Here is a 22,596-nt window from a genome sequence, read left to right as displayed (position 1 = left end):
GTGGGCAGGGCGCGCGGTGGGAGCGGTCGCCCGCCGTCGTACGCCGAGGTCGGGTGCGAGCCTGGCCTGCGGCATGCTGAGCGCGTGACTGCACGCGACCGCGACGACGCCGGACGACCGAAGCAGGCGCGCCCGCGCGACGCGCTCGGCCGCCCGCTGCCGTACGGCGCGGAGGGCGTCGAGCCGGTCAGCGAGGAGCCGCTGCCGCCGTACGAGACGATCGCGGAGGCACGGCGGCTCCTGGGGGAGGGACGTCCGTTCAGTGCGCACGAGGTGCTCGAGGCGCGCTGGAAGGCGTGCCCGGAGAGCGAACGCGACCTGTGGCAGGGGCTGGCGCAGCTCTGCGTCGGGCTCACCCACGCCGAGCGCGGCAAGCCGGTTGGCGCGCGACGCCTGGTCGAGCGCGGTGCGGGGCACCTCGCGACGTACGCCGGGGAGAGCTACGGGCTCGACGTGGCCGCGCTGGTCGCCTGCGCGCAGCGGCGGGTCGACGGGTGACAGCTCTGCCGAAGGTCGTTGCCGACCTCCTCGACGAGTGGGAGCTGAAGACGGGCGGCGAGCCGATGCCGGCGCAGGCCGCGGTCGTGGTGCCGGTGCGGATGGCCGACCGGACGGCGGCCGTGCTCAAGGTCAGTCCGCAGCATCCCCACGTGGAGCACGAAGCGTTGGCACTGCAGCACTGGCACGGACGCGGCGCAGTACGTCTGCTGAAGGCCGATCCACATCGCCGCGCGACGCTGCTGGAGCGGTTGGCGCCGTCCAGCCTGGACTCGCTTCCCGGTCTCGACGCGTGCGACGCGGTGGCAGAGCTCTACGGGCGGCTGCACGTGCCGGCGCCGCCGCAGCTCACCCTCCTCTCCGCGATCACGGCCGGCTGGGCCACCCAGCTCGCCAGCGCCAGGGGGCTGCCGATGCCGCCCCGTCTGGTCGCGGAGGCCGCGTCACTCGCGCGCGACCTGGCCCGCGACGAGGCGACCGACGGCGTGCTGGTCCACTCCGACCTGCACGCGGGCAACGTCCTTGAGGACAACGACGGCGACTGGCGGGCGATCTCCCCGAAGCCGCTGTCGGGTGACCCGCACTTCGAGCTCGCGCCGATGCTCTGGCATCGCGCGGACGTCCGTGCGCCGGGGTTCCGGGCCGATCTGCGCGACCGGTTCTTCGCGCTCGTCGACGGGGCCGGGCTCGACGAGGACCGCGCGAAGGCCTGGGTCGTCGTACGTGTCCTTGCCCGGATCAACGCGGGTGTCGCCGCAGATCCTGCTCCGGACCGCGACTGGGTCACCAGCCTGCTCAGCGTCGCGAAGGCGATCCGCGACTGAGCCTCAGCAGGTGGCGCGCTTGAGCGACGCCAGCGGCACGGCAGCTGCCATTGCCTTGTAGCCGGCGGCGCTGAAGTGCAGGTGGTCGCCGCCGTCGTACGCCGGGAGGATGCGGGCCGGCTGTGCGGGGTCACGCACAGCCTTGTCGAAGTCGACGATCCCGTCCGCGAGCTTCTGACCGCGGATCCACGCGTTGATCGCGACGCGGGTGGGCTCGGCGAGCGCACCGTAGAACGGCGGCTGCAGCGTGCCCGCCATCGGCGTGAGCGTGCCGATCAGGATCCGCAGTCCGCGCGCGTGCGCCGCCTCGATCGCCTGCGTGTAGCCGGCCACCATGGCGTCGCGGGACGCGCCGTACATGCCGATGTCGTTGGTGCCCTCGAGCAGGATCACCGTCGTGGCCCCGCTGCGGTCGAGGGCGTCGAGACCGAAGCGCGAGAGGCCCGCGGGGCCGAAGATCGGGATCGGGCTGTTCTTGAGCAGCATGTTGCCGGAGATGGCGGCGTTGGCGACCGAGAACGGCAGGCCGGCGGAGGAGATCCGGTTGGCGAGCTGGTCGGGGTAGCTGACGAACTGGTCGATGTTGTCCTTCGACAGCAGGAACGGCACGACCTCCGCCTCGGTGCCGTCCGTGATCGAGTCACCCATCGTGACGACGGCGCCGGTGGCCTTCGGGGCCGTGACGTCCACGCCGGTCAGGTACGGGATCGACTGGGGCAGCGTCGGCGCCGCCTTGAGCAGCGGCGTCGCGAAGAAGCCCTGGGCGCCGAGCTGCGCCGTGTGGTTGCCGGTCAGCGGCGCGGTCTGCCACGTCGTCTGCTCGGAGATGCCGTGCTGCGTCGCGGGGCCGGGGGAGCCGACGACGTGGACGCTGACCAGGAGGCGCTGGAAGCGCTTGACGGTGATCGGCACCGGGTCGCTGACGATGTCCTGGCCCTGGGGCACCGTCACCTTCGGGGAGCCACCGAAGGTCACCGTGTGCAGCGTCCCCGCCTGGATCGCGGCCCCGGTCGCCTGCAGGCCGACGGTGGCGTGACCGAACGTCACCGGTCCCATGCCGAAGCGGTTCGACAGCCGGAACCGCGCCGAGGTGCCGCTCGCGAGCGGGCGGACCTGGATCCGCAGGGTCTGCTCGACCGGCGGCTGGGAGAGGAGCGCGTCGCCGGGTGCGGCGTACCAGGCGGAGATCCAGTGGGTGCCGGAGCACGCGGGGACAGCCCCGCTCGTCGCGCCGGTCGAGCCGTACGTCGTGGGCGCCGGGGCCAGGATCGTGGCGGCCGAGACGGTGAGGGCAGCAGCGGTGAGGGCGAGCGAACGACGCATGGTGATGCAACGACTCTCAGCGCCGATCGTGACGGGACCGAGTGGTGATCGTCACGGATCCGGCGTTCACTCGTTTCACCTCTGAAGTCATCGAGCTGAGGGAGTTCTCGCGTGTTCCGTCGCGTCATCACAGTTGTCGCCGGTCTGGCATCCGCAGCCGCGGTCGCCGTCGTCCCGGCCGGAGGTCTCTCCGCCGACGCCGCCACCGTCCGCTACGTCGCCCTGGGCGACTCCTACAGCGCTGCCTCCGGAGTCCTGCCCCTGGACCTCTCGGCGCCGCTGAACTGCGCCCGCTCCGTGCGCAACTACCCGCACGTGATCGCCGCCGCGACGGGTTACGCGTTCAAGGACGTCACGTGCGGCGCCGCGCAGACCAAGGACTTCGCGGGTGCCCAGTACGGCAACGTCCCGCCGCAGCTCGACGCCGTCGACGCGACCACGAACCTGATCACGATGACCATCGGCGGCAACGACAGCGGCGTCTTCATCAACACGATCGCCAAGTGTGGCGCGGCCGGCATCTCGACGCTCGGCAAGGGCAACCCGTGCCAGACGAAGTACGGCACGTCGTTCGTCGACACGATCAACAACGTCACGTACCCGTCGCTCGTCAACGCGCTGCAGGCCACGCACGCCAAGGCACCGAACGCCCGCGTCGCGATCATGGGCTACCCGTGGATCATGCCGGCGACCGTTGGCTGCTACTCCAAGATGCCCGTTGCCGCCGGCGACGTCGCCTACGTCCGCGGGATCCAGGCCGCGCTCAACGACGCGATCCGCCGTGCCGCGGCGGCGACCGGCTCGACGTACGTGAACCTCAACGCCGTCTCCAACGGTCACGACGCCTGCAAGGCGTCGGGCGTGCGCTGGGTCGAGCCGGCGCTCTTCGGCAACAACCCGGTGATCGTGCACCCCAACGCGCTCGGTGAGTCGAAGATGGCCGCCCAGATGATGTCGGTGCTGGGGATCGGCTGACGGCCCTTTCCTCTGTGAGCATGATGGCTCTGTGGACGATGAGGCGTACGCCGCGGAGCTGCTGCGGATCCTGAGCAATCCGGAGCCGACGGGCATCGATCCCGACGATCCGTACGGGCGGGCCGATGACGGCATCGACCGCTACAGCGGCTTTGGCCGCGATGTCGTGGTGACCGGCGGCCGTCTCGTGTCGGGGTCCTATGGCGCCGAGGTCGAGGTCGACTTCGTGATCAGGCCGGACGGAGAGCCGGAGATCGCCGACCGCGCCAGGGTCTCCGCCGACGCGCAGTGGCGCGCCCTGTCCGGGTACGCCGAGCCGTCGGCGTACGCGCCCTTGGCTGCGCGCGAGGTCGAGCGCGCTGCGCAAAGCACCTGGTCGCGGCGCCGGGGTGAGTGGCAGCGGCATGCGAGAGCTGTGCCTCCCCGCGCTGCGCAGTGGGCGCAGCTGATCGACGTGCTCGCGCGCGAGGGTGCCGTCACCGAGGTGGCACCGGGCCGCCTTGAGGTGCTCGTGGCTCCCAGCGAGGACGAACCCGGTCAGACCGTGACCGTGCTCGTCACCCCGGACCAATGGGAGGCGCTGCTGCGCTCGATGGACCCCGAAGGTGCTGGCTTCTGGGAGCTCTTCGCGTCGAAGTCGCGCGCTGAAACCTTCCTCGTCTTCTGGAAGGGGCAGTTCGAGCCGTCGATCCGGGAGGAGCTGCCACCAGTGCGTGCCCGACTACCTGCCCTGCCACCGGGCGGCGGCTGGTACGCCTACGTGCCCGTAGAGGGCTGACGCCTCAGGCGGTACGTCGGGCGACCTCGTCGAGGTTCGCCTCCATGCCCTCGCGCCACTGCTGGAGCCGACCCTCGATGATGCGCGACTCCTTGTCGGGGTGCTGGGCGATGAAGATGCTCAGGCCCGACGGGTCGGGGCCCATCCGGCCCCACTGGCGCACGATGCTGCCGCCGTCGCTGGTCGGGTCCACCTCGAAGCCCCACGTCGCCATGACACCGCCGCGCCCGCGCACCGCCCAGGTCCAGCGGCGGCCCGGCTCGACGTCGCTGACGACGCAGTCGGTGCTCCAGCCACCGAGGCCGGAGGTCTCGTTGTCGCCGCGGAAGATGTTGCCGACGGCCACGCCGTCACCCTCGATCCACTGGACCTTGCGCAGCTCGGGGGAGTGCGCGAGCGGCAGCTCGATGTCGGTGACGACGGCCCACGCGGCTTCCGGCGTACAGGAGAGGCGGCGGGTGACTTCGGCGGTGGGCTGGTCGCGGTAGCGCATGGGCACACTGTGCCCATGGAACTTCGCCTCGTCCATCGAATCCGGCTCGATGCGGCGGGAGACACACGCGCACCCGGCGGCGCGATCACCGTCGCCCTGTGTGGCACGTGGTCGCACGACGGCGACTGCCGCTGGCCGCACCAGACGCGCGTCGTCGAACGCGGCGGAGCGCTGGTCGTCGACCTGTCGGTCACGTGCCCTCCCGAGGACGAGCCGGAGGTACGCCGACTGGTGCAGGCCGCTCTGGCCGGCGGCGTCCTCGAGGATCCCGACGGACGGCGTACGACGTGGGAACTCGTCCGCTGACGACAACTGGTTCACCGCGGTGCGCTCATGAGAGCAGGTGAGCGCCGCTCGTGTGCCTGAGCGGACACACTTTCTCCTCGTTCCGTGAGGGCCCGGCACGTCCACGTGAAGTCGAGCCGGAAGTGTGTTCCTTCGAGCACACGGAACTATCGGTTCACCGCGCCGGCTGCAGGACCATTTCGGCTGGGACGTCTGCTCGGAGAACCACGCTATGTGCGACAGATCCGGCCGGATGGGCTTCGCTCGCCAGGCACGAGCAATTCAGTCCGATGAATCCGCAGGGCGCAGAACTTGTCGAACAGCCAGGCGGACGAGCAGGTAAATGCCAACCGTGGCTAGCGCTAAGAGCGCCCAACTCCACAGGTGTTCTGCTGGGTGAACGTGGCGTGCGTCCAACGCGGATGCGATTGCCATGGCGATCGCAAACCAGACGACGAAGGTGACTATGTCTGTTGTCCGCGGCCTGGTCACGTCAAGGAGCCTAGACCCAGGCCTGGGATGTCGCCCGGAGTCGATAATCCGCCCTCGTCGCGCGGCAGATGCGGTTGATTGGCGGGATCCGACACCTACGATCAGTCCGTGACCGCCCAGAGCGTAGAAGGCCCGCCGCGACCCATCGCGGTCGGTGACATTGTCGCGAGTCACTCCGATGCGCTGGACGCATGGACCGCCGCGCAGATCACCGGACTGGGCCGCACCTGGGGTGCCACGGGCCAAGCCGCGGTTCTCGAGCTTGATTGGTCCGGGCCTGAACCAGCAAAGGTCGGTGACCTCGGAGATCTCCGGCCCCTACGCCTGACGCACCACGCTCACCGAAACCAGCCGTCGCACTGCAATTACGACTGGCTGTTGCCACGCAACTACAAGGTTCTGGGCTCAGCGCCGCTCCTTCTCGATGGGATGTCCAACTCGTTCGCATCAGGCTGGCGCCTAGGCGAGCAACTTGAGCTTCAGCGACGGTGGGATGTCGGCCAGTCCGATCGCGACACCAGGTCCATTTCTCTGCCAGCAAGTGACCTGACCTCCCTGCTGGACCAGCCCGCTCCAATGCCTGAGGTCTGGCGGCTCAAGGTCAACGACATCGAGTCCCTGAACTGTGCCGACCTCGCCCAGTCCTTCCCGAACGTCTCGCATCTGTCGCTGGCTGGCGACCTCGGAACGCTTGCGGAGGCTTCCGCACTGGAGCAGATGTCCCGGCTCCGCACCCTGTTCATTTACGACCTGTTCGGCATGACGCGAGCCGACGCCGTCACGATCGAGCATCTGCCTGCCCTGGAAATGCTCGGGCTCTACAGCACTCCGGCCGACTACGCGACGGCGATGCGAAAGGCGTGGAAGCCCGAAATCGCGAACGGTACGTTCGTTGAGATCCGCAGTCCCCGTAAGCCTGAATGGGTGGAGGAGAATCGAGACAACCCGTTGCGGGGCTGGGACGGTCGGGAACACATCAGTGCCGCCCGCTATCGGAAGGCCGTCGCCCAGTACCACGCAACGCGGCGCGCAGTGATCGCCGCACTGTCCACGTTCGACGAGGTATCTGCATCGGAGCAGCTGTCTGAACTGGGCCGAGGGTTCGCGCAAGAGTTCAACCGCCTAGACGCGGGCCGCAACCCGTTCATCGAGACAGAGGAGCGGGACGAGCTTTTCCTCGCGCTCGACGCGGCCGTTTCGGCAGCCGAGCAGCGCCACGGAAGACAGTTCGCCCGTGCCCGGGAAGCGCTCGCAAGCGGCACCGACGCCTTCCGGGACTGGTAGCCGACCCCCCAAGCCGCGGTGAGCGGAACCCGGCAGATCCGCACGCCTGCAGAACGCCGCGTCTCGTCAATGGCGAGCCAGCAGGTCCGCAGCGACGCCCGCGTCGTACCCGGCGCAGAGTGCCGGGTACCAACCCGGCAGGCGCGATGCCGGCCCCGCGTCGTGCACCGCATCAAAGGCGGCATGGGCCAGCCACCCGGCAGCTGTGACCACCTCGGGCTGCGTCGTACGACGGGCGGCGGCGACCACGGCACCCATAGCGAGCACGCCACCGGCCTCGCGCAGCACCGCTCCGCCAGACCCCGCAGCGGAGCGCCGGGCGGCTGGATAGATCAGCGCAACGGGCACCAGGGTCAGGGCGAGCAGGCGGGTCGAGGAGCCTGGGGCCACCCGGCGTACGGCGACGGCGGAGGCTTTGCCGAGCGCGGCGCCGACAGCGACCGACGCAACATCGCGAGCAGACACGGACATGGCGGCAGCCTTCCAGATCAGAGCGAGTCGCGTCGGCGGGTCAGCCAGGCGATCTCGGCAGGATTGCCGGCCAGCGAGATCGCCCGGTCGTACGCCGCCAGTGCCTCCGGGATGCGCCCGATCCGTCGGAGCAGGTCTGCGCGGGTCGCGTGGAAGGCGTGGTAGCCGTCCAGCGCGTCAGCCAGCGGCGTCACGAGGTCCAGCCCGACCGATGCACCGGCCAGTTCTGCGACGGCGACAGCCCGGTTGAGGTCCACCACCGGGCCGGGAGCCACGACCCGCAGCTGGTCGTAGAGCGCGACGATCTGCGACCAGTCCGTCATCGACACGTCGACGGCGTCGCAGTGCACGGCCTGGATCGCCGCCTGCAGCTGGTACGGCCCCGGCCGACCGATCGCCAGGCAGCGACGCACCAGCGCATGTCCTTCGTCGATCAGCTCGGCGTCCCACAACGCCCGGTCCTGCTCGTCGAGCGTCACGAGTACGCCGTCGACAACGCGTGCCGCCGATCGGGACTGGGTGAGCAGCATCAGCGCCAGCAGGCCGAGCACCTCGGGTGCCTCCGGGAGGAGACCGGCTACCACCCGGGTCAGCCGGATCGCCTCCGCCGACAGTTCCGACTTGACCGCCACCGGCGCAGCAGCATCAGGCCCCGCCGTACGGGAGACCATGCCGGAGGGGAGGTAGCCCTCGTTGAACACGAGGTAGAGCACCGCCAGCACACCCGCCACCCGGCCCGGCAGGTCGGCGGACGCAGGCACCCGGTAGGGGATGTGCGCCTGCCGGATCTTGGCCTTCGCACGGGTGATCCGCTGCTCCATCGTCCGCTCCGGCACCAGGAACGCGTGGGCGATCTCCGCGACGCTCAGTCCGCCGAGCAGCCGCAGGGTGAGCGCCACGCGGTTCTCCAGGGCAAGGGCCGGGTGGCAGCAGGTGAAGAGCAGCCGCAGCCGGTCGTCCTCGATCGGACCGGCATCCGGAGCGGGCTCAGGGACCAGTTGCGATGCCATGAGGGAGGCCTCCGCTTCCTTCGCGTCCCGTCTGCCCTCCCGCCGGATCCGGTCGAGCGCCTTGTTGCCCGCGACCGTGGTCAGCCACGCGCCCGGGTTGGGAGGTACGCCGTCGACCGGCCACCGCTCGACCGCCACCAGCAGCGCCTCGGCCGTCGCGTCCTCCGCGAGGTCGAGGTCGCCGAGGCGGCGGGCGAGCGTGGCGACGACCCGACCGTGCTCGGCACGGAAGACGTCGGTGAGGTCAGGGACGGACAAGGGCGGTCAGAGCGACTCGGTGTCGCCCTGGAACGGACGCACCTCGACCTTGCCCGCGCACGCTGCGGACCCGCGCTGCGCCCAGTCGAGTGCAGCGTCGAGGTCATCGGCCTTGATCACCCAGAACCCGCCGAGGAACTCCTTCGACTCCGAGAACGGGCCATCGACCACGAGCGCCTGGCCCTTCGTGTTGTCGACGGTCGTGGAGGCCTCGATCGGCTCCAGGCCACCCGCGAAGACCCACGCGCCGGCCTCCTGCAGCTCGGAGTTGAAGCGGTCGACCGCCTCGAAGACCGGCTGCAGCTCCTCCATCGTCTTCGACTCGAAGTCGGCAGTGCCGTCGTGGTGCACGGAGAGCATGTACATCGTCATCGTCATCAGATCCTTGGTCTCGGGGGCGGGTCCGTCCTGCCCTCACACCCACTCCACGAGCGGGGTACGCCGGATCCGACAGGTCCGGCGAAAAACTTTCAGCCGCCGTGGTTGTGCGGCGGGACGGTCGGCCCCTCCGACGGCTGGACGATCACGAAGCCGCGGCCGCTGAACGCGACCTGGAAGGCCTCGCCGGAGCCGCGGCCGATCAGCGCGCCCGCGGTCGCCGTGGAGCGGAGCGACGTCTGCAGGTCGATCGACCACGCGACCAGCGCATTCGCGTCGGCGAAGGTGGGCGCCTCGCCCGCATCGAGGACGACCGGGTCGCCATCCGTCGTGATCGCGACCCAACCCGTGCCCCGCAGGGTGGTGTTGAAGAGGCCACCGGCGAGCATCGAGCCGCCCTTGACCCGCTCGACGTTCCACTGGAGGTTGGCGGAGAAGGCGAGCACGTTGTCGCCGTTGATGGAGATGCCGCTGTCGTCGAGCTGCAGGATGTGGATCTTCTTCGCCTCGTCGGCGAGGAAGACGTCGCCCTGCCCGTCGACGCGCATGAGGGAGAGGCCCTCGCCGGTCAGTGCCTTCTTGAGGAAGCGCGCGGCGCCGCCGCCCTGGTAGGCGAAGTTCACGGCGCCCTGATAGGCGACCATCGCGCCCTGACGTGCCATGAACGGCTCGGCCACACGGACCCGGAGCAGCTTGGCGTTCTGCAGCGACGGGCCGGGGGCCGTCGAGGTCATCTCGCTGAAGCGGCCGTCGACGAGGTCGCCGGTGATGGTCCCATGGCCGTGACCGCCCCCGGTGGGCGCGTGCTCCTCGCGCGGCTCGGCAGGAGTGGAAAGATCCGCTGCGGGCAGCGGATCGGTCGCCTGGACGCCGTCGTTGGCGATGTGCTCGGTCCAGGAGTCGCCGCTCCAGTAGCGGAGCTCGTGCTTGCCGGTCGGGTCAGGGAGCCACTGTGCAGCCGTCATGTGCCAGTTCTACCGGCATGATCAACCTCGTGACCACGCCTCACCTGAAGTCGATCAACATCGGTACGCCGCGCTCCCGCGCCGGCAGCCGTGAAGCCCGGACGGCCATCAACAAGGTGCCCGCCGATGGCCCCGTGCGCGCCACGGCGCTGGGTCTCGTCGGCGACGCGGTCGGTAGTCCGGACGTCCACGGTGGCCTCGACATGGCCGTCTACGCCTTCGCCCGCGAGGACCTCCACGTGTGGCAGCGCGAGCTCGGCGTACAGCTGCCGGATGGGTGGTTCGGCGAGAACCTGACCACGATGGGGATCGACGTCAACGAGGCGCTCGTGGGGGAGCGGTGGCGTATCGGCGGGGCACTCTTCGAGATCGCCAAGGTCCGGATCCCGTGCAACACCTTCCAGGAGCGGATCGCCGAGGCCGGCGGTCCCGACCGTGGCTGGGTCAAGCGCTTCACGCAGGCTGCCCGTCCGGGTCCGTACCTGCGCGTGCTCGAGGAGGGCGACATCGCGGCCGGTGACGCGATCGAGGTGGTCCACCGTCCCGACCACGGGATCACGGTCAGCCACATGTTCCGCGCGCTCACGACGGAGCCGCAGCTGCTTCCGGGACTCGCGGTGATCGAGGGCCTCGCCACATCCGTCCGGTCCAAGGTCGAGGACTCCACGTCCTAGCGGGTTACCCGGGAGTACGCTGCGGCCATGCCGATCAACCGCGATGCGTCCTTCCTGGACACCATGCCGGCCAACGTGGCCATCCAGTTCCTCGACCGGGTCAAGATGTCCGGTCCCCGCGAGGCGTTCCGCTTCCCTGCCGGTGACGGCTGGGAGTCGGTCACCTGGGCCGAGGCGGGTGACCGCGTGCGCAAGCTCGCCGCGGGCCTGATCTCCCTGGGCATCGAGCCCGAGCAGCGCGTCGGCATCCTGTCCGGCACGCGCTACGAGTGGATCCTCGCCGACCTGGCGATCATGTGCGCCGGTGCCGCGACGACCACCGTCTACCCGTCCACGGGCGGCGAGGACACGGCGTACATCCTGGCCGACTCGGGCAGCCGCCTCCTCTTCGCCGAGGACGCCGGCCAGATCGCCAAGGTCAACGAGCACCGCGCCGACATGCCGGAGCTGGGCACCATCGTGACGCTCTCCGGCGAGGCCTCCGAGGGTGTCCTCACCCTCGCCGACCTCGAGCGCCTTGGCGAGGAGTACCTCGCCAAGCACCCGTCCGTCATCGACGACCACGCCGCCGCCATCACGGCCGACCAGCTGGCCACGCTCATCTACACCTCCGGCACGACGGGCAAGCCGAAGGGCGTCCGTCTGCGCCACAAGTCCTGGGTCTTCGAGGGCGAGGCGATCAAGTCGCAGGGCATCCTCACCGAGGACGACCTCCAGTTCCTCTGGCTGCCGATGGCTCACTCGTTCGGCAAGGTGCTGCTCTCCACGCAGCTCGCCTGTGGCTTCGCCACCGCCATCGACGGCCGCGTCGACAAGATCGTCGACAACCTCGCCGTCATCCAGCCCACCTTCATGGGTGCCGCGCCGCGCATCTTCGAGAAGGCCTACGGCCGGATCATCACGATGGTCGAGTCCGAGGGCAAGAAGGGCATCTTCGACAAGGCCTTCGCCACCGGCCTCGAGGTCAAGAAGCTGCAGGCCGCCGGCAAGTCCGTCCCGCTGCCGCTCAAGCTCAAGTTCGCGCTCTTCGACAAGCTGGTCTTCGGCAAGGTCCGCGCCCGCTTCGGTGGCCGGATCAAGTTCTTCATCTCCGGCTCGGCCGCGCTCAACCGCGAGATCGCCGAGTGGTTCAACGCTGCTGGCCTGGTCATCCTCGAGGGCTACGGCCTCACCGAGACCTCGGCCGGTGCGTTCGTCAACCACCCCGAGCAGAACAAGATCGGCACCGTCGGCGTCCCGTTCCCGGGCTCCGAGGTCCGGATCGCCTCCGACGGCGAGGTCCTGATCAAGGGCCCGAACGTCATGGAGGGCTACCACAACCTCCCCGAGGCGACCGCCGAGACGCTGGTCGACGGGTGGCTGCACACGGGCGACATCGGCGAGCTCGACGCCGACGGTCACCTGCGGATCACCGACCGCAAGAAGGACCTCTTCAAGACCTCCGGCGGCAAGTACGTCGCCCCGTCGTCCATCGAGGGCCAGTTCAAGGCGATCTGCCCGTTCGTCGCGAACATGCTGGTCCACGGCAACGAGCGCAACTTCGTCTCCGCGCTGATCACGCTCGACCCCGACCTGATCGCGGACTGGGCCAAGGACAACGGCCTCGCCGGCAAGTCGTACGCCGAGATCGTCACGTCGGACGCCTGCCAGAAGATGGTCGCCGGCTACATCGACGAGCTCAACGGCCGCCTCAACCGCTGGGAGACGGTCAAGAAGTTCGTCATCCTGGACCGCGACTTCTCGATCGAGGGTGGCGAGCTCACCCCGTCGCTCAAGGTGAAGCGCAAGGTCGTCGAGAGCAACAACAAGGAGCTCATCGACGGGCTCTACGCCTGATCCCGGTCGTCCGCGTGCGCCCTGGCCATGGCTAGGGCTCACACGGACGACCTCCCGACTCCGACGCGTCGGAGGTCCTGCACCAGGATCTCCGGCGCGTCGCGCAGTTCCCGGGTCGTGCAGCGGAACTGGATGACACCGGGCCGGGCCAGGGCGCGGGCGCGCTCCATGTCGTCCTGCCAGTGTTCGACCTCCATGTGGAAGCCGCCATCGATCTCGAGCATGACGACGGTGCCGTCCGGCAGGTGCCATTCCGCGTCGGTGTAGCGCCACCGTCCGGATGCGTCCTTGCGCCGCGTCTGGCGATCGGGCGGCGGCAGCCCGACGCGCTTGCAGATTCTCACGAAGTCGCGCTCACCGAGCGACTGGCTCCCGCCTTCGAAGTCATCGAGTGCCTGTCTGAACTGGTGCGTACGTCGAAGTGGCTGCATCAGGTCGATCCATTCGCGAAGCGATGCCGGGGTGGCGAGCCGTTGCTGGACGACTGCAGCGAGCAGTCCTTCAGCAGTCCTGCGATTGCGCTCGTAGGCAGCGAACAGAAGCGCCGCTGGCTCCACCTTCAGCACCGGCAGCGCGAAGCCCGGAGAGTGCGCACCGCTGAAGTCACGCCGCGTCTCGACATACCGAACGCCATCGAGTCGCTCGACCTTGTGCGACTTGGGGATGACCACGGAGATCTCCGGCCGGGTCCAGTTCCTGATTCCGTGGAGCTCGAGGGCCGCGATACCACCGACGGCCGAGCGTGGTCCGCCGTGGAGCACGCCGGCCCACATCAGTTGGTCACGCGTCAGGGTGCCGGTGAAGGTGGCGACGACGATCGGTGTGATGAGTTGCCAGCGATCGCTGCCCAGACGATGACGGACGTGTCGTTCGTCGTACCCGAGGCCGCTCAACTGCGCGCGGGTCAGGAGACCGGCCTGGCTTGCCGCCGCAGCACGCCACTCTCCGGGCGGCGTCGCCCGGTCCGGCCGCAGTCGCTTGTCAGAACCCATGCAGTCGAGGGTCTGACCTTCGGGCCACGACCGCATTCGCCTCTCCACAGCCTGAGGTCGTCCGTGTGAGCCCTAGCTATCGGTAGGGCTCACACGGACGACCGGGGCTTGGCTGGGAGAATGGCGGCGTGACCCCCTCGACGCTGCCTGACGGAGACCCCGCACCCCTCGACGGTCTCCTGCCGCCTGGAGCCTTGGTGGGCCAGGAACAGCGTCCGTTCGCGTTCTACGTGCATGTCCCGTTCTGCCGGGTGCGGTGCGGCTACTGCGACTTCAACACCTACACGGCGCAGGAGCTCGGCGGCGGCGCCTCGCAGTCGTCGTACGCCGAGACGGCGGTGCGCGAGGTCGCCCTGGCGCGCCGCGTGCTCGGTGACGTGGACCGACCGGTCGAGACCGTCTTCCTCGGCGGAGGTACGCCGACGCTGCTCCCTGCGCGCGACCTCGGCCGGCTGCTGGGTGCGATCGACGACGAGTTCGGCCTCGCGGCCGGTGTCGAGGTGACCACCGAGGCAAATCCCGACAGTGTCGACCTCGCCTACCTGAGCGAGCTGCGCGAGGCGGGCTACACGCGGCTCAGCTTCGGCATGCAGTCCGCGGTGCCGTCGGTGCTCCAGGTCCTCGACCGCACCCACGACCCCGAGCGCGTGCCCCGCGCCGTCGCGTGGGCCCGCGAGGCGGGATTCGAGCAGGTCAGCCTCGACCTGATCTACGGCACGCCGGGGGAGAGCGTCGCGGACTGGGAGACCTCGCTCCGGGCGGCGCTCGCCTGCAACCCCGACCACGTCAGCGCCTACGCACTGATCGTCGAGGACGGCACCGCCCTGGCCCGTCAGGTACGTCGTGGCGAGCTGCCGATGCCGGACGACGACGACCTCGCCGACAAGTACCTCCTCGCCGACTCGCTGCTGAACGGCGACGGACTCGACTGGTACGAGGTCTCCAACTGGGCCCGCCCCGGCTCCGCCTGCCGGCACAACCTCCTCTACTGGAAGGGCGCCGACTGGTGGGGCGTCGGCCCCGGCGCGCACAGTCACGTCGGCGGCGTTCGCTGGTGGAACGTGAAGCACCCGAGCGCTTACACGCAGCGGCTCAGTGTGGGGGAGAGCCCCGCTCACGGTCGCGAGGTGCTCGCCGCGGAGGACCAGCGGGTCGAGCGGGTCCTGCTCGAGCTCCGGCTCGCGGACGGGCTCTCGCGCGACGTCCTCGACAATGCCGGCGCGGGTGCCGTCCCTGGTCTCGTGGCCGACGGGTTGCTCACCGACGCCTCGCTGGACGGCGACACGCTGGTGCTCACGACGCGCGGCCGGCTCCTCGCCGACGCCGTCGTGCGCGACCTCCTGCCCTAGCGCATGTCTGAGCCCTACGCTTCGACCATGACCGCTGCCCTCGCTGTGCTCGCGCTCCTGGTGGCCCTCGTGCTGGCCGGCGCCTGCGCCCTGCTCCTGTGGCAGCTCAACGGACTCAAGGCCCGCGCAGCGGCCCTCACCGAGCAGGTCGAGGCGCTCGAGCCGGCTCCGCCGCTTCCCGCTGACCTCGAGGCCGCGCTGGGTGCCGGCACCCGTCGCCTGCTGGTCGTGGAGATCCTCAACCCGCTCGACGTCGCCCTCTCGCGCAACAAGGTCGCCGGCGTCGTCGCTGCCATGGCCCCGGAGCGGCTCCGGCGGATCGTGCTCGAGCAGGCGTCGCGCGAGCTCGTCACCGAGATGGCGGCCGAAGGGCTCGAGGTCGAGGTGCGGGTCCATGCTGCTCGTTAGCGCCATCGCGCTCGTCCTCGTCTGTGCGCTGCTGGTGACGCTCGCCGGCTTCTGGTTCCGTGACGCGGACCGTGCACTCCTCGCCGGAGAGCGCGCCGTACGCCGGCAGCGGGCGTGGTCGACCGAGCGGGCGACGTTCCTCGCCTCGCGGACGCGGATCGCTGACGGAGTCCAGGTCGGCGCTGAAACGGTTGCGTTCGGAAGTGCCGTGACGCGCGCAGGTCACCGTGCGGTCACCGCGATCCCGTTCGGGCTGCTGCGCGCGATCCCCGCGACCCGCGAGCGCGCCGAACGGATGCAGGCCGCGCACGACGAGCGCGCCGCCCAGATGTACGACGCGATCGACTCCGTCTCCGCCCGGATCGCCGATGGCGTGCGCAAGCGCCTCACCGGTGCAGAGGGCCTCCCGCGTGAGCTCGGCTCGGCCGGCCAGCCGGACGTGCTCGCGGGCGAGTTCGAGGTGCACGACGAGATCGACCCCGGCTGAGGCGTTCTGCGCCGCGATGTCGGGGGTCGTCCGTAGGCTGACCGACATGACCGAGACGCCGGGGACCCCTGAGGGTCACGAGCCCACGACGCCCCTTCCGCCCCTCCCTTCCGTCCCGCCGACGGGTGCAGACCAGGGGCAGCTGCCTCCTCCGCCGCCGGGATACCCGCAGCCGGGTCAGCAGGGCTACGCACAGCCCGGCTACGGCCAGCCGGCATATGGCCAGCAGCCGTATGGCCAGCCCGCGTACGGCCAGCAGGCCTACGGCAACCCGGCCGCGCCGTACGGCATCCACCCCGTGACCGGCGTGCCCTACTCGGACAAGTCCAAGCTGATCGCGGGTCTCCTGCAGATCCTGATCCCGCTCGGCATCGGCCGCTTCTACATGGGGCAGACCGGCCTGGGCATCGCCCAGCTGCTGGTCACGATCCTCACCTGCGGCATCGGCGGCATCTGGCCGTTCATCGACGGCATCGTGATCCTCGCCGGCGATCCGAAGGACGAGCTCGGGCGCCCGCTGCGCAGCTGACCCCGCGCGGCCCTCAGGGCTGCGTGACGAAGTCGATCAGTTCCTCGACCCGGCCCAGCAGGGCCGGGTCGAGGTCCTGGAAGCCGCGGACGCCACCGAGGATGTGCTTCCAGGCGCGGGCGATGTCGGCCTGGTCGCGGTGTGGCCAGCCGAACGCCTGACAGACGCCCTTCTTCCACTCCAGGTGGCGCGGGACGTCGGGCCACGCCTTCTTGCCCAGGCGCTCGGGCTTCACCGCGGCCCAGACGTCGATGAACGGGTGGCCGACGATCAGCACGTCGCGACCGTGCGGACCCTTCATCACGGCCTGGGCGATCCGGCTCTCCTTGGAGCCGGGCACGAGGTGGTCGACGAGGACGCCGACGCGGCGGTTCGGGCCGGGCTGGAAGTCGCGCAGGTGGTCGGAGAGGTCGTCGATGCCGTCGAGGTACTCCACGACGACGCCCTCGATCCGCAGGTCGTCACCCCAGACCTTCTCGACGAGCTCGGCGTCGTGGCGGCCCTCCACGAAGATGCGCGACGCCCGGGCGACCCGCGCCTTGGTGCCGTGGACGGCGATCGACCCGGACGCCGTACGCGTGGGGAGCTCGGGGCCCTTCTGCGTGATCGGGGGAGCGAGGATGACCGGCCGGCCCTCGAGCAGGAAGCCCGGTCCCATCGGGAAGGTGCGGCGCTTGCCGCGCCGGTCCTCGAGCGTGACGGTCCGCAGGTCGCGGTCGACGGCGACGATCTCGCCGCACCAGTCGGTCATGACCTCCTCGAGGACCAGGCCGAGGTCGGACGAGATCTCGACGGCACGGCCGTTCTTCGGCTTGCGCCAGTCGTTGTTGAGGACGTCGGTGCCGTAACGATCAAAGCTCACCGCCCAAGTCTGCCGACCGGTCCGGCCCGGACCGCGCACCGACACACGGTTGTCGCGCTCGTCACCGCTGCAGTCGGAGGAGTGGCGGGTACGCTTGGCACTCACCCATTCGGAGTGCCAGAACACCCCGTGCCAGACGTCGGCGAGGAGGACGCATGCTCGAGGAGCGCAGGCTCGCGGTGCTGCGTGCCATCGTCGAGGACTACGTCGCGACGGAGGAGCCGGTCGGCTCGAAGGCACTCGTCGAGCGGCACTCGCTGGGCGTCTCTCCCGCGACCGTCCGCAACGACATGGCGGCGCTCGAGGACGAAGGGTTCATCACCCAGCCCCACACGAGCGCGGGCCGCGTGCCGACCGACGCCGGATACCGTCTCTTCGTCGACCGCCTCTCGACCGTGAAGCCGATGAGCGTCGCGGAGAAGCGTGCGATCTCGACGTTCCTCGACGGCTCGGTCGACCTCGACGACATGGTGCAGCGGTCGGTGCGCCTGCTCGCGCAGCTGACCCGCCAGGTCGCGGTCGTGCAGTACCCCACGCTCAGCTCCAGCACGGTGCGCCACATCGACGTCGTGGCCCTCGCGCCGACCCGGCTGCTGCTCGTCCTCATCCTGTCGACGGGCCGTGTCGAGCAGCGTCTCGTCGAGTTGCCCGGCGAGCTGTCCGACCAGGACCTTGCCGACATCCGGAGCCGCCTGCTGCACGCGACCGTGGGCCAGCGCATCGCCGATGCCGTGACGGCGCTCGGAGCCGTGCCCGACCTGGTCGCCCCGGAGGTCAAGCCGTCCGTCGTCACGGTCGCGCAGACCCTGGCGGAGGCGATGTCGGATCACCGCTCCGACGAGCGCGTCGCCGTCGGCGGCACGGCCAACCTGGCTCGCTTCGGCACGTCGTTCGACACGGCCGTCCGGCCGATGCTCGAGGCGCTCGAGGAGCACGTCGTGATGCTCAAGCTCCTGGGTGAGGCGAGCTCCGATCTGGTCACCGTGCGCATCGGCCACGAGGGCCCGGTCCAGGAGCTCTCCGGCACGAGCGTCGTGGCGGCCGGCTACGGCCCGCAGGACCAGGCGATCGCCAGCCTCGGCATCGTCGGCCCGACCCGCATGGACTACCCCGGCACGATGGCTTCGGTCCGTGCCGTCGCCCGCTACATCTCCCGCCTGCTCGACGAGCAGCCGTGACTGAACACCCCGAAGGACAGAACACGTGAGCCAGGACTTCTACGAGCTCCTCGGTGTCTCCCGCGACGCGGACGCAGACGCCATCAAGAAGGCCTACCGGCGCCTCGCCCGGCAGTACCACCCCGACGTCAACCCTGACCCGGACGCGCAGGAGACCTTCAAGACCGTCTCCCACGCCTACGAGGTGCTGAGCGACCCGCAGAAGCGCGCGGCGTACGACCGTGGTGGCGACCCGTTCGGCGGTGGCTTCGGCGGTGCCGGCCAGGGCTTCTCCTTCACCGACATCATGGACGCCTTCTTCGGCGGCGGTGCGGGCGGACAGCAGGGCTCGACCGGCGGTCGCGGCCCCCGTCCGCGCGTACGCCGGGGCCAGGATGCCCTCATCCGGCTCGAGGTCCAGCTGGCGGAGGCGGCGTTCGGTGTCACGCGTGAGCTGAAGGTCGACACGGCCGTCCGCTGCACCGCCTGCAACGGCGACGGCGCCGCCCCCGGCTCGAAGCCGATCACCTGCGAGACCTGCCACGGCGGCGGCGAGGTCGCGCACGTGCAGCGCTCGTTCCTCGGCGAGATCCGCACCCTGCGTCCGTGTGCGGCGTGCAAGGGCTTCGGCACGATCATTCCCGACCCGTGCCGCGAGTGTGCGGGCGACGGCCGCGTCCGTGCGCGCCGTTCGCTCACCGTCAAGATCCCGGCCGGCGTCGACAACGGCACCCGTGTCCAGCTCTCCGAGCAGGGCGAGGTCGGCCCGGGCGGTGGCCCCGCCGGCGACCTGTACGTCGAGATCCACGTCGCTCCGCACGCTGTCTTCCGCCGCAACGGAACCGACCTGCACGCGACCGTCTCGGTGCCGATGACGGCCGCCGCACTCGGCACCGTGCTGACCCTGCCGACGCTCGAGTCCGACCTCGGCACCGAGGGCGAGCAGTCGTTCGACCTCGACATCGCCCCCGGCACGCAGTCGGGCATCACGACGACGCTGCGCGGTCTCGGCGTACCCGGCCTGCGGACGCAGACCCGGGGCGACCTGGTCGTGACCGTCGTCGTGGAGACCCCGACCAAGCTCGACTCCGCCCAGGAGGACCTGCTCCGCGAGCTCGCGAAGCTGCGCGGCGAGGAGGCCGTCGAGGGTTCGCTGCGGCCGGCCCACAAGTCGGTCTTCAACCGCTTCCGCGACGCGTTCTCGCAGCACTGATCCGGAGTCTCACGATGTCGCTGCCGGTCCACCTCGTCCCGACGCTCTCCGGCGTCACGGAAGGCTCGCTCGTCGAGGTCACCGGTGACGAGGCGCACCACGCCGTCGCCGTACGCCGGCTGGCGGTGGGGGAGCAGGTCGTCCTGACCGACGGGTCCGGTGTCTCGGTGACGGGTGAGGTCGAGTCGACGGGCAAGCGCGTGTTCGAGGTGCGTGTCGGGTCGGTCGAGGTCGCGGGGCAGGCATCGCCACGGATCGTCGTCGTCCAGGCGATTCCGAAGGGTGAGCGTGGCGAGCTCGCGGTCGAGGTGCTGACCGAGATCGGCGTTGCCGAGATCGTGCCGTGGGCTGCCTCCCGCTCGGTCGCGGTCTGGCGTGGCGAGCGTGCCGTGAAGTCGCACGGCAAGTGGGTCTCGACCGCCCGCGAAGCGGCCAAGCAGGCGCGCCGCTCGTGGTTCCCGCTGGTGCCGCCGATGGCGACGACGGCCCAGGTCGTGGGCCTGATCCGCGACGCCGACCTCGCCGTGGTGCTCCACGAGGAGGGCCCCGCGTCGTTCTCGTCGCTGAAGGTGCCTGCCGCCGGCACGATCGTGGTCGTCGTCGGCCCCGAGGGCGGCATCAGCCCCGACGAGCTCGCTGCCTTCGCCGAGGCCGGCGTCCAGGGCGTCAAGCTGGGCGACGAGGTGCTGCGTACGTCGACGGCCGGTGTTGCCGCTGTCGCGGCCCTGCTGTCCCGCACCGACCGCTGGGCCTGAGCGCGAGCCTCGCCCCGTCGGGCTGAGTCCGCTCAGGCAGGCGCGGTGAGCTCGCGCAGTTCCTTCATCGAGTGGAACGGCCCGATGTGCACGCGCGTCACCGTGCCGTCGACGACCACGACGGAGCTGGGCACGGCGATCATCGGCACGAGCCCGCGGAACTGGCGCAGGTAGGTCCGGTTGAAGTCGCGCTCGTTCGGGTAGGTGACACCGGCCTTGGTGATGGCGCCCCGGGCGAAGGAGTCGTACCGGTCGCTCGTCACGCCCACCACGGAGACGCCTCCTGTCGAGAGCCGCTCCAGGAGCGGCATCTCCGCCTTGCACGGGCCGCACGTGCTCGCCCAGAAGTTGATCAACACCGGCTCGCCCGGCTTCGGTGCGGTGAGGCCGCCCTCGAGGAACGGTCCGTCGGGAAGGTCGACAGCTCGGCCATCGCCGTCCTGCCAGCCGAGGACTATGTCCGGCTCGCTGCCGGCGCTGCCCTGGTCGTGCGTGGCTGCGGCACAGCCACTGGTCAGGAGGAGGGCGGCGGCGACGTTCACGAGGCGGATCACGCGCCAAGTATGGGAATCACCGCCAAGTGTGGTGCGTCTGTGGCGCACCCAATGCGCCACAGACGCACCAGATCACTTGATGGTGATGACCTTGGTGTCCGTGAACGCGCCCGGGCCCTCGGCGCCGCCCGACGGGTCATCGGTCATCGCCATCAGGATGTACTTGCCGGGGGTCACCTTCGAGATGTCGATCGATGTCGAGAACGGGAAGAGCTTCTCGCCCATCCAGCCCTCGGCCGTCACCGGTCCCTGGAAGGCGATGTAGTTGCCCTCGTAGCGCTGCAGCCGAAGGACGACGTTCGCCTCGAAGGAGTTGGCCACGCCGGTGACGTTGATCGTGCCCCCGGTGATCACCTGACCCTCCGAGGGCGTCGACAGGTTCACGTGCGACAGCGTGTCGAGCACGGGCGCGTTGGCCAGCGGCTCCGACACGGGAACGCCGAGGAGGGTGTCGGTGTGCTTGCCGTCGAGCAGGAACTGCACGGGGATCCGGCCCTTGCCGACAGCCGCCTGGGCCGTGTAGATCAGCTGCTCGATCGCGATCGCACGCTGGTCGTCCGGGAGGGAGCTGCCGTCATGCAGGCGCGCGTGCTCGGACGGGTCCGGCTCGGCATCGACGTTGATGGTCACGGTGTCGCCGGTCAGCTCGGCGGAGCAGTCGGCGGCACCGGCGGTACGCCACAGGGCCGTGTAGTCCGGGTCGTCCGGTGCCTCGAGCACGGCCGTCTTGATGGCAGCCTCGAGCTTGGTCTCGCCCTCGGCGTGCGTGAACTCGCGGAACAGCCGCATCCCCGCCGGCGTCTGGCCCGGCCAGTAGACCGGGACGGTGAACGCCTGCGAGGCCGGCGGCGTGACGGTGGCTGACGGCGTCTCCGACGGTGCCGGTGTCACCGACTGCGTCGGCGAGCTCAGCGGCCCGGGGGTGCCGTCGTCGTTGCCGTTGGTCGTCACGAAGTAGACGCCACCGATGACGGCCGCGGTGGCGACGGCGCCGCCGAGGCCTCCGAGGATCCAGGTGCGGGCGATGGACATGGCGCTCTCCTTCGGGGCGGTGACGGTCCGGCGGCGGATCGCGTCGAGGGCGTGGGTGGGCTGCACCTGGTCGGCGGCCTCGCGGATGAGCCGCGCGAGGGTTTCGTCGTGGTTCATCGGAGGTCCTCCAGGTGCGGAGCGAGGTGCGTGCGGAGTGTGGCGGAGCCACGGGACGCGTGGCTCTTGACGGCGCCCTGGCTGATGCCGAGCGTTGCGGCGATGTCGGCTTCGGAGAGGTCCAGGTAGTAGCGCAGCGCGAGCACCTCGCGCTGGCGCCGGGGGAGTGCGTGCAGGGCGGCCAGCACCTCCGCACGGCGTACGTCGGCACTGACTCCGTCGTCGGCGCCGGGAGCGGGCTCCGGCAGACGTTCCCGCGCTGCGTGCCGGTCGACGACCTTGCGGTGGCGCAGTGCCGACCGCGAGCGGTTGACCACCGTCTGCCGGAGGTAGGCGAGCGCCGACTCGGGGGACCGGAGGCGGGACCACCGCCCGTGCAGCGCGACGAACGCGTCCTGGGTGATCTCCTCGGCGAGGCCCTGGTCGTGGACGAGGAGCACCGAGAGCCGCACGAGGCGGCGCCAGTGGGCGGCGTACAGCTCGGAGACGGCCTCGTCGGCCGTCAACGACGCCAGCGCGAGCGGGTCCGGGTCCACGATGGTCACGCTAGTCCCACGCGCACCGCGGCCGGGGGGTTTACACGGCGACACACCTCAT

Annotated in this window: 26 protein-coding genes; 15 read left to right on the top strand and 11 right to left on the bottom strand. The window is 70.3% G+C overall.

Translation table 11 applies throughout. The annotated features are described in order from the left end of the window. Positions 1-84 precede the first annotated feature (84 nt). Both EPD65_RS08850 and EPD65_RS08845 read left to right on the top strand, forming a co-directional pair. Positions 85-498 carry a DUF309 domain-containing protein gene (locus EPD65_RS08850; protein WP_131583256.1) on the top strand — a complete coding sequence of 138 codons (414 nt, stop codon included), beginning with the start codon at positions 85-87 and terminating at the stop codon, positions 496-498. Beyond that, positions 495-1,322 carry an aminoglycoside phosphotransferase family protein gene (locus tag EPD65_RS08845; RefSeq protein ID WP_131583254.1) on the top strand — a complete coding sequence of 276 codons (828 nt, stop codon included), beginning with the start codon at positions 495-497 and terminating at the stop codon, positions 1,320-1,322. Before EPD65_RS08850 ends, EPD65_RS08845 begins: the two co-directional genes overlap by 4 nt. Before the next feature lie 3 nt (positions 1,323-1,325). Here EPD65_RS08845 and EPD65_RS08840 read toward each other — a convergent pair whose 3' ends face one another. Beyond that, a complete protein-coding gene (locus EPD65_RS08840) occupies positions 1,326-2,645 on the bottom strand; it encodes a GDSL-type esterase/lipase family protein (protein WP_131583252.1) in 1,320 nt (439 codons plus the stop codon). A 111-nt stretch (positions 2,646-2,756) separates the two neighbouring features. Here EPD65_RS08840 and EPD65_RS08835 point away from each other — a divergent pair, with 111 nt between their 5' ends. Both EPD65_RS08835 and EPD65_RS08830 read left to right on the top strand, forming a co-directional pair. Next, positions 2,757-3,620 carry an SGNH/GDSL hydrolase family protein gene (locus EPD65_RS08835; protein ID WP_207891478.1) on the top strand — a complete coding sequence of 288 codons (864 nt, stop codon included), beginning with the start codon at positions 2,757-2,759 and terminating at the stop codon, positions 3,618-3,620. Between the two features lie 31 nt (positions 3,621-3,651). Continuing rightward, the gene (locus EPD65_RS08830) at positions 3,652-4,398 is read left to right on the top strand and encodes a hypothetical protein (protein WP_131583251.1); all 747 of its coding nucleotides are present in this window, start codon (positions 3,652-3,654) and stop codon (positions 4,396-4,398) included. 4 nt (positions 4,399-4,402) lie between these two features. Here the strand turns inward: EPD65_RS08830 and EPD65_RS08825 are convergent, their stop codons facing one another. Continuing rightward, entirely contained in the window at positions 4,403-4,891 is a 489-nt protein-coding gene (locus EPD65_RS08825; protein ID WP_131583249.1) for an SRPBCC family protein, read from the bottom strand. Positions 4,892-4,906: 15 nt separating this feature from the next. On the opposite strand from EPD65_RS08825, the gene EPD65_RS08820 reads away from it, so the two are divergent. Further along, positions 4,907-5,197 carry a hypothetical protein gene (locus tag EPD65_RS08820; RefSeq protein WP_131583247.1) on the top strand — a complete coding sequence of 97 codons (291 nt, stop codon included), beginning with the start codon at positions 4,907-4,909 and terminating at the stop codon, positions 5,195-5,197. A 579-nt stretch (positions 5,198-5,776) separates the two neighbouring features. Beyond that, positions 5,777-6,952 (top strand): hypothetical protein, encoded by a 1,176-nt coding sequence (locus tag EPD65_RS08815; protein WP_131583245.1) that lies wholly within the window; start codon positions 5,777-5,779, stop codon positions 6,950-6,952. A 66-nt stretch (positions 6,953-7,018) separates the two neighbouring features. Here EPD65_RS08815 and EPD65_RS08810 read toward each other — a convergent pair whose 3' ends face one another. The 4 genes from EPD65_RS08810 to EPD65_RS08795 form a co-directional block, all read right to left on the bottom strand. After that, positions 7,019-7,423: a hypothetical protein gene (locus EPD65_RS08810; RefSeq protein ID WP_131583243.1), complete on the bottom strand. Its 405-nt coding sequence runs from the start codon at positions 7,421-7,423 to the stop codon at positions 7,019-7,021. A 17-nt stretch (positions 7,424-7,440) separates the two neighbouring features. Continuing rightward, positions 7,441-8,691, bottom strand: coding sequence for an RNA polymerase sigma factor (locus EPD65_RS08805; RefSeq protein ID WP_131583241.1), 1,251 nt, complete (start codon positions 8,689-8,691; stop codon positions 7,441-7,443). Between the two features lie 6 nt (positions 8,692-8,697). Next, positions 8,698-9,069, bottom strand: coding sequence for a YciI family protein (locus EPD65_RS08800; protein ID WP_243640515.1), 372 nt, complete (start codon positions 9,067-9,069; stop codon positions 8,698-8,700). 92 nt (positions 9,070-9,161) lie between these two features. Then, the gene (locus tag EPD65_RS08795; RefSeq protein WP_131583237.1) at positions 9,162-10,034 is read right to left on the bottom strand and encodes an AIM24 family protein; all 873 of its coding nucleotides are present in this window, start codon (positions 10,032-10,034) and stop codon (positions 9,162-9,164) included. 29 nt (positions 10,035-10,063) lie between these two features. Between EPD65_RS08795 and EPD65_RS08790 the strand changes: the two genes are divergently transcribed. Beyond that, positions 10,064-10,708 carry an MOSC domain-containing protein gene (locus tag EPD65_RS08790; protein WP_243640514.1) on the top strand — a complete coding sequence of 215 codons (645 nt, stop codon included), beginning with the start codon at positions 10,064-10,066 and terminating at the stop codon, positions 10,706-10,708. A gap of 27 nt (positions 10,709-10,735) precedes the next feature. Then, the gene (locus EPD65_RS08785) at positions 10,736-12,544 is read left to right on the top strand and encodes an AMP-dependent synthetase/ligase (RefSeq protein ID WP_131583233.1); all 1,809 of its coding nucleotides are present in this window, start codon (positions 10,736-10,738) and stop codon (positions 12,542-12,544) included. 38 nt (positions 12,545-12,582) lie between these two features. On the opposite strand, the gene EPD65_RS08780 is transcribed toward EPD65_RS08785, so the two are convergent. Beyond that, positions 12,583-13,536, bottom strand: coding sequence for a hypothetical protein (locus EPD65_RS08780; protein ID WP_131583231.1), 954 nt, complete (start codon positions 13,534-13,536; stop codon positions 12,583-12,585). A 128-nt stretch (positions 13,537-13,664) separates the two neighbouring features. On the opposite strand from EPD65_RS08780, the gene hemW reads away from it, so the two are divergent. Genes hemW through EPD65_RS08760 form a run of 4 tightly spaced genes read left to right on the top strand, consistent with a single transcriptional unit; the run spans position 13,665 to position 16,309 of the window. Then, a complete protein-coding gene (gene hemW, locus EPD65_RS08775; protein ID WP_131583229.1) occupies positions 13,665-14,885 on the top strand; it encodes a radical SAM family heme chaperone HemW in 1,221 nt (406 codons plus the stop codon). A 27-nt stretch (positions 14,886-14,912) separates the two neighbouring features. Continuing rightward, a complete protein-coding gene (locus EPD65_RS08770; protein ID WP_131583227.1) occupies positions 14,913-15,293 on the top strand; it encodes a hypothetical protein in 381 nt (126 codons plus the stop codon). Beyond that, complete coding sequence (locus EPD65_RS08765; RefSeq protein ID WP_131583225.1) at positions 15,280-15,780, top strand: hypothetical protein; 501 nt, start codon at positions 15,280-15,282, stop codon at positions 15,778-15,780. Before EPD65_RS08770 ends, EPD65_RS08765 begins: the two co-directional genes overlap by 14 nt. Before the next feature lie 46 nt (positions 15,781-15,826). Further along, entirely contained in the window at positions 15,827-16,309 is a 483-nt protein-coding gene (locus EPD65_RS08760; protein ID WP_207891477.1) for a TM2 domain-containing protein, read from the top strand. Between the two features lie 13 nt (positions 16,310-16,322). On the opposite strand, the gene EPD65_RS08755 is transcribed toward EPD65_RS08760, so the two are convergent. Continuing rightward, positions 16,323-17,171 (bottom strand): DUF3097 domain-containing protein, encoded by an 849-nt coding sequence (locus EPD65_RS08755; protein ID WP_131583221.1) that lies wholly within the window; start codon positions 17,169-17,171, stop codon positions 16,323-16,325. 155 nt (positions 17,172-17,326) lie between these two features. On the opposite strand from EPD65_RS08755, the gene hrcA reads away from it, so the two are divergent. From hrcA to EPD65_RS08740, 3 genes are read left to right on the top strand one after another with little or no spacing between them, the layout of a single operon-like run. Then, complete coding sequence (gene hrcA / locus EPD65_RS08750; protein ID WP_131583219.1) at positions 17,327-18,349, top strand: heat-inducible transcriptional repressor HrcA; 1,023 nt, start codon at positions 17,327-17,329, stop codon at positions 18,347-18,349. A 25-nt stretch (positions 18,350-18,374) separates the two neighbouring features. After that, positions 18,375-19,541 (top strand): molecular chaperone DnaJ, encoded by a 1,167-nt coding sequence (gene dnaJ / locus EPD65_RS08745; protein WP_131583217.1) that lies wholly within the window; start codon positions 18,375-18,377, stop codon positions 19,539-19,541. Positions 19,542-19,555: 14 nt separating this feature from the next. After that, positions 19,556-20,296: a 16S rRNA (uracil(1498)-N(3))-methyltransferase gene (locus EPD65_RS08740; RefSeq protein ID WP_131583216.1), complete on the top strand. Its 741-nt coding sequence runs from the start codon at positions 19,556-19,558 to the stop codon at positions 20,294-20,296. A 32-nt stretch (positions 20,297-20,328) separates the two neighbouring features. Here EPD65_RS08740 and EPD65_RS08735 read toward each other — a convergent pair whose 3' ends face one another. From EPD65_RS08735 to EPD65_RS08725, 3 genes are all read right to left on the bottom strand, one after another. After that, complete coding sequence (locus EPD65_RS08735; RefSeq protein ID WP_165872946.1) at positions 20,329-20,850, bottom strand: TlpA family protein disulfide reductase; 522 nt, start codon at positions 20,848-20,850, stop codon at positions 20,329-20,331. 72 nt (positions 20,851-20,922) lie between these two features. Further along, positions 20,923-21,999: a Gmad2 immunoglobulin-like domain-containing protein gene (locus EPD65_RS08730; RefSeq protein ID WP_131583212.1), complete on the bottom strand. Its 1,077-nt coding sequence runs from the start codon at positions 21,997-21,999 to the stop codon at positions 20,923-20,925. Next, complete coding sequence (locus EPD65_RS08725) at positions 21,996-22,535, bottom strand: SigE family RNA polymerase sigma factor (protein ID WP_243640513.1); 540 nt, start codon at positions 22,533-22,535, stop codon at positions 21,996-21,998. Before EPD65_RS08725 ends, EPD65_RS08730 begins: the two co-directional genes overlap by 4 nt. Between the last annotated feature and the right edge of the window lie 61 nt (positions 22,536-22,596).

Origin of the sequence: Nocardioides jejuensis, from assembly GCF_004337475.1 — a bacterium.
Classification (GTDB): Bacteria; Actinomycetota; Actinomycetes; order Propionibacteriales; family Nocardioidaceae; genus Nocardioides; species Nocardioides jejuensis.
This window is presented reverse-complemented; position numbering and strand designations above follow the sequence as displayed.

What these genes read in the sequence shown, in the direction of transcription:
- EPD65_RS08840 (WP_131583252.1), bottom strand. Translation starts at nt 2,645, where the DNA reads ATGCGTCGTTCGCTCGCCCTCACCGCTGCTGCCCTCACCGTCTCGGCC.
- EPD65_RS08825 (WP_131583249.1), bottom strand. Translation starts at nt 4,891, where the DNA reads ATGCGCTACCGCGACCAGCCCACCGCCGAAGTCACCCGCCGCCTCTCC.
- EPD65_RS08820 (WP_131583247.1), top strand. Translation starts at nt 4,907, where the DNA reads ATGGAACTTCGCCTCGTCCATCGAATCCGGCTCGATGCGGCGGGAGAC.
- EPD65_RS08810 (WP_131583243.1), bottom strand. Translation starts at nt 7,423, where the DNA reads ATGTCCGTGTCTGCTCGCGATGTTGCGTCGGTCGCTGTCGGCGCCGCG.
- EPD65_RS08800 (WP_243640515.1), bottom strand. Translation starts at nt 9,069, where the DNA reads ATGACGATGACGATGTACATGCTCTCCGTGCACCACGACGGCACTGCC.
- EPD65_RS08795 (WP_131583237.1), bottom strand. Translation starts at nt 10,034, where the DNA reads ATGACGGCTGCACAGTGGCTCCCTGACCCGACCGGCAAGCACGAGCTC.
- EPD65_RS08785 (WP_131583233.1), top strand. Translation starts at nt 10,736, where the DNA reads ATGCCGATCAACCGCGATGCGTCCTTCCTGGACACCATGCCGGCCAAC.
- EPD65_RS08780 (WP_131583231.1), bottom strand. Translation starts at nt 13,536, where the DNA reads ATGGGTTCTGACAAGCGACTGCGGCCGGACCGGGCGACGCCGCCCGGA.
- EPD65_RS08770 (WP_131583227.1), top strand. Translation starts at nt 14,913, where the DNA reads ATGACCGCTGCCCTCGCTGTGCTCGCGCTCCTGGTGGCCCTCGTGCTG.
- EPD65_RS08765 (WP_131583225.1), top strand. Translation starts at nt 15,280, where the DNA reads ATGCTGCTCGTTAGCGCCATCGCGCTCGTCCTCGTCTGTGCGCTGCTG.
- EPD65_RS08760 (WP_207891477.1), top strand. Translation starts at nt 15,827, where the DNA reads ATGACCGAGACGCCGGGGACCCCTGAGGGTCACGAGCCCACGACGCCC.
- hrcA (WP_131583219.1), top strand. Translation starts at nt 17,327, where the DNA reads ATGCTCGAGGAGCGCAGGCTCGCGGTGCTGCGTGCCATCGTCGAGGAC.
- EPD65_RS08740 (WP_131583216.1), top strand. Translation starts at nt 19,556, where the DNA reads ATGTCGCTGCCGGTCCACCTCGTCCCGACGCTCTCCGGCGTCACGGAA.
- EPD65_RS08730 (WP_131583212.1), bottom strand. Translation starts at nt 21,999, where the DNA reads ATGAACCACGACGAAACCCTCGCGCGGCTCATCCGCGAGGCCGCCGAC.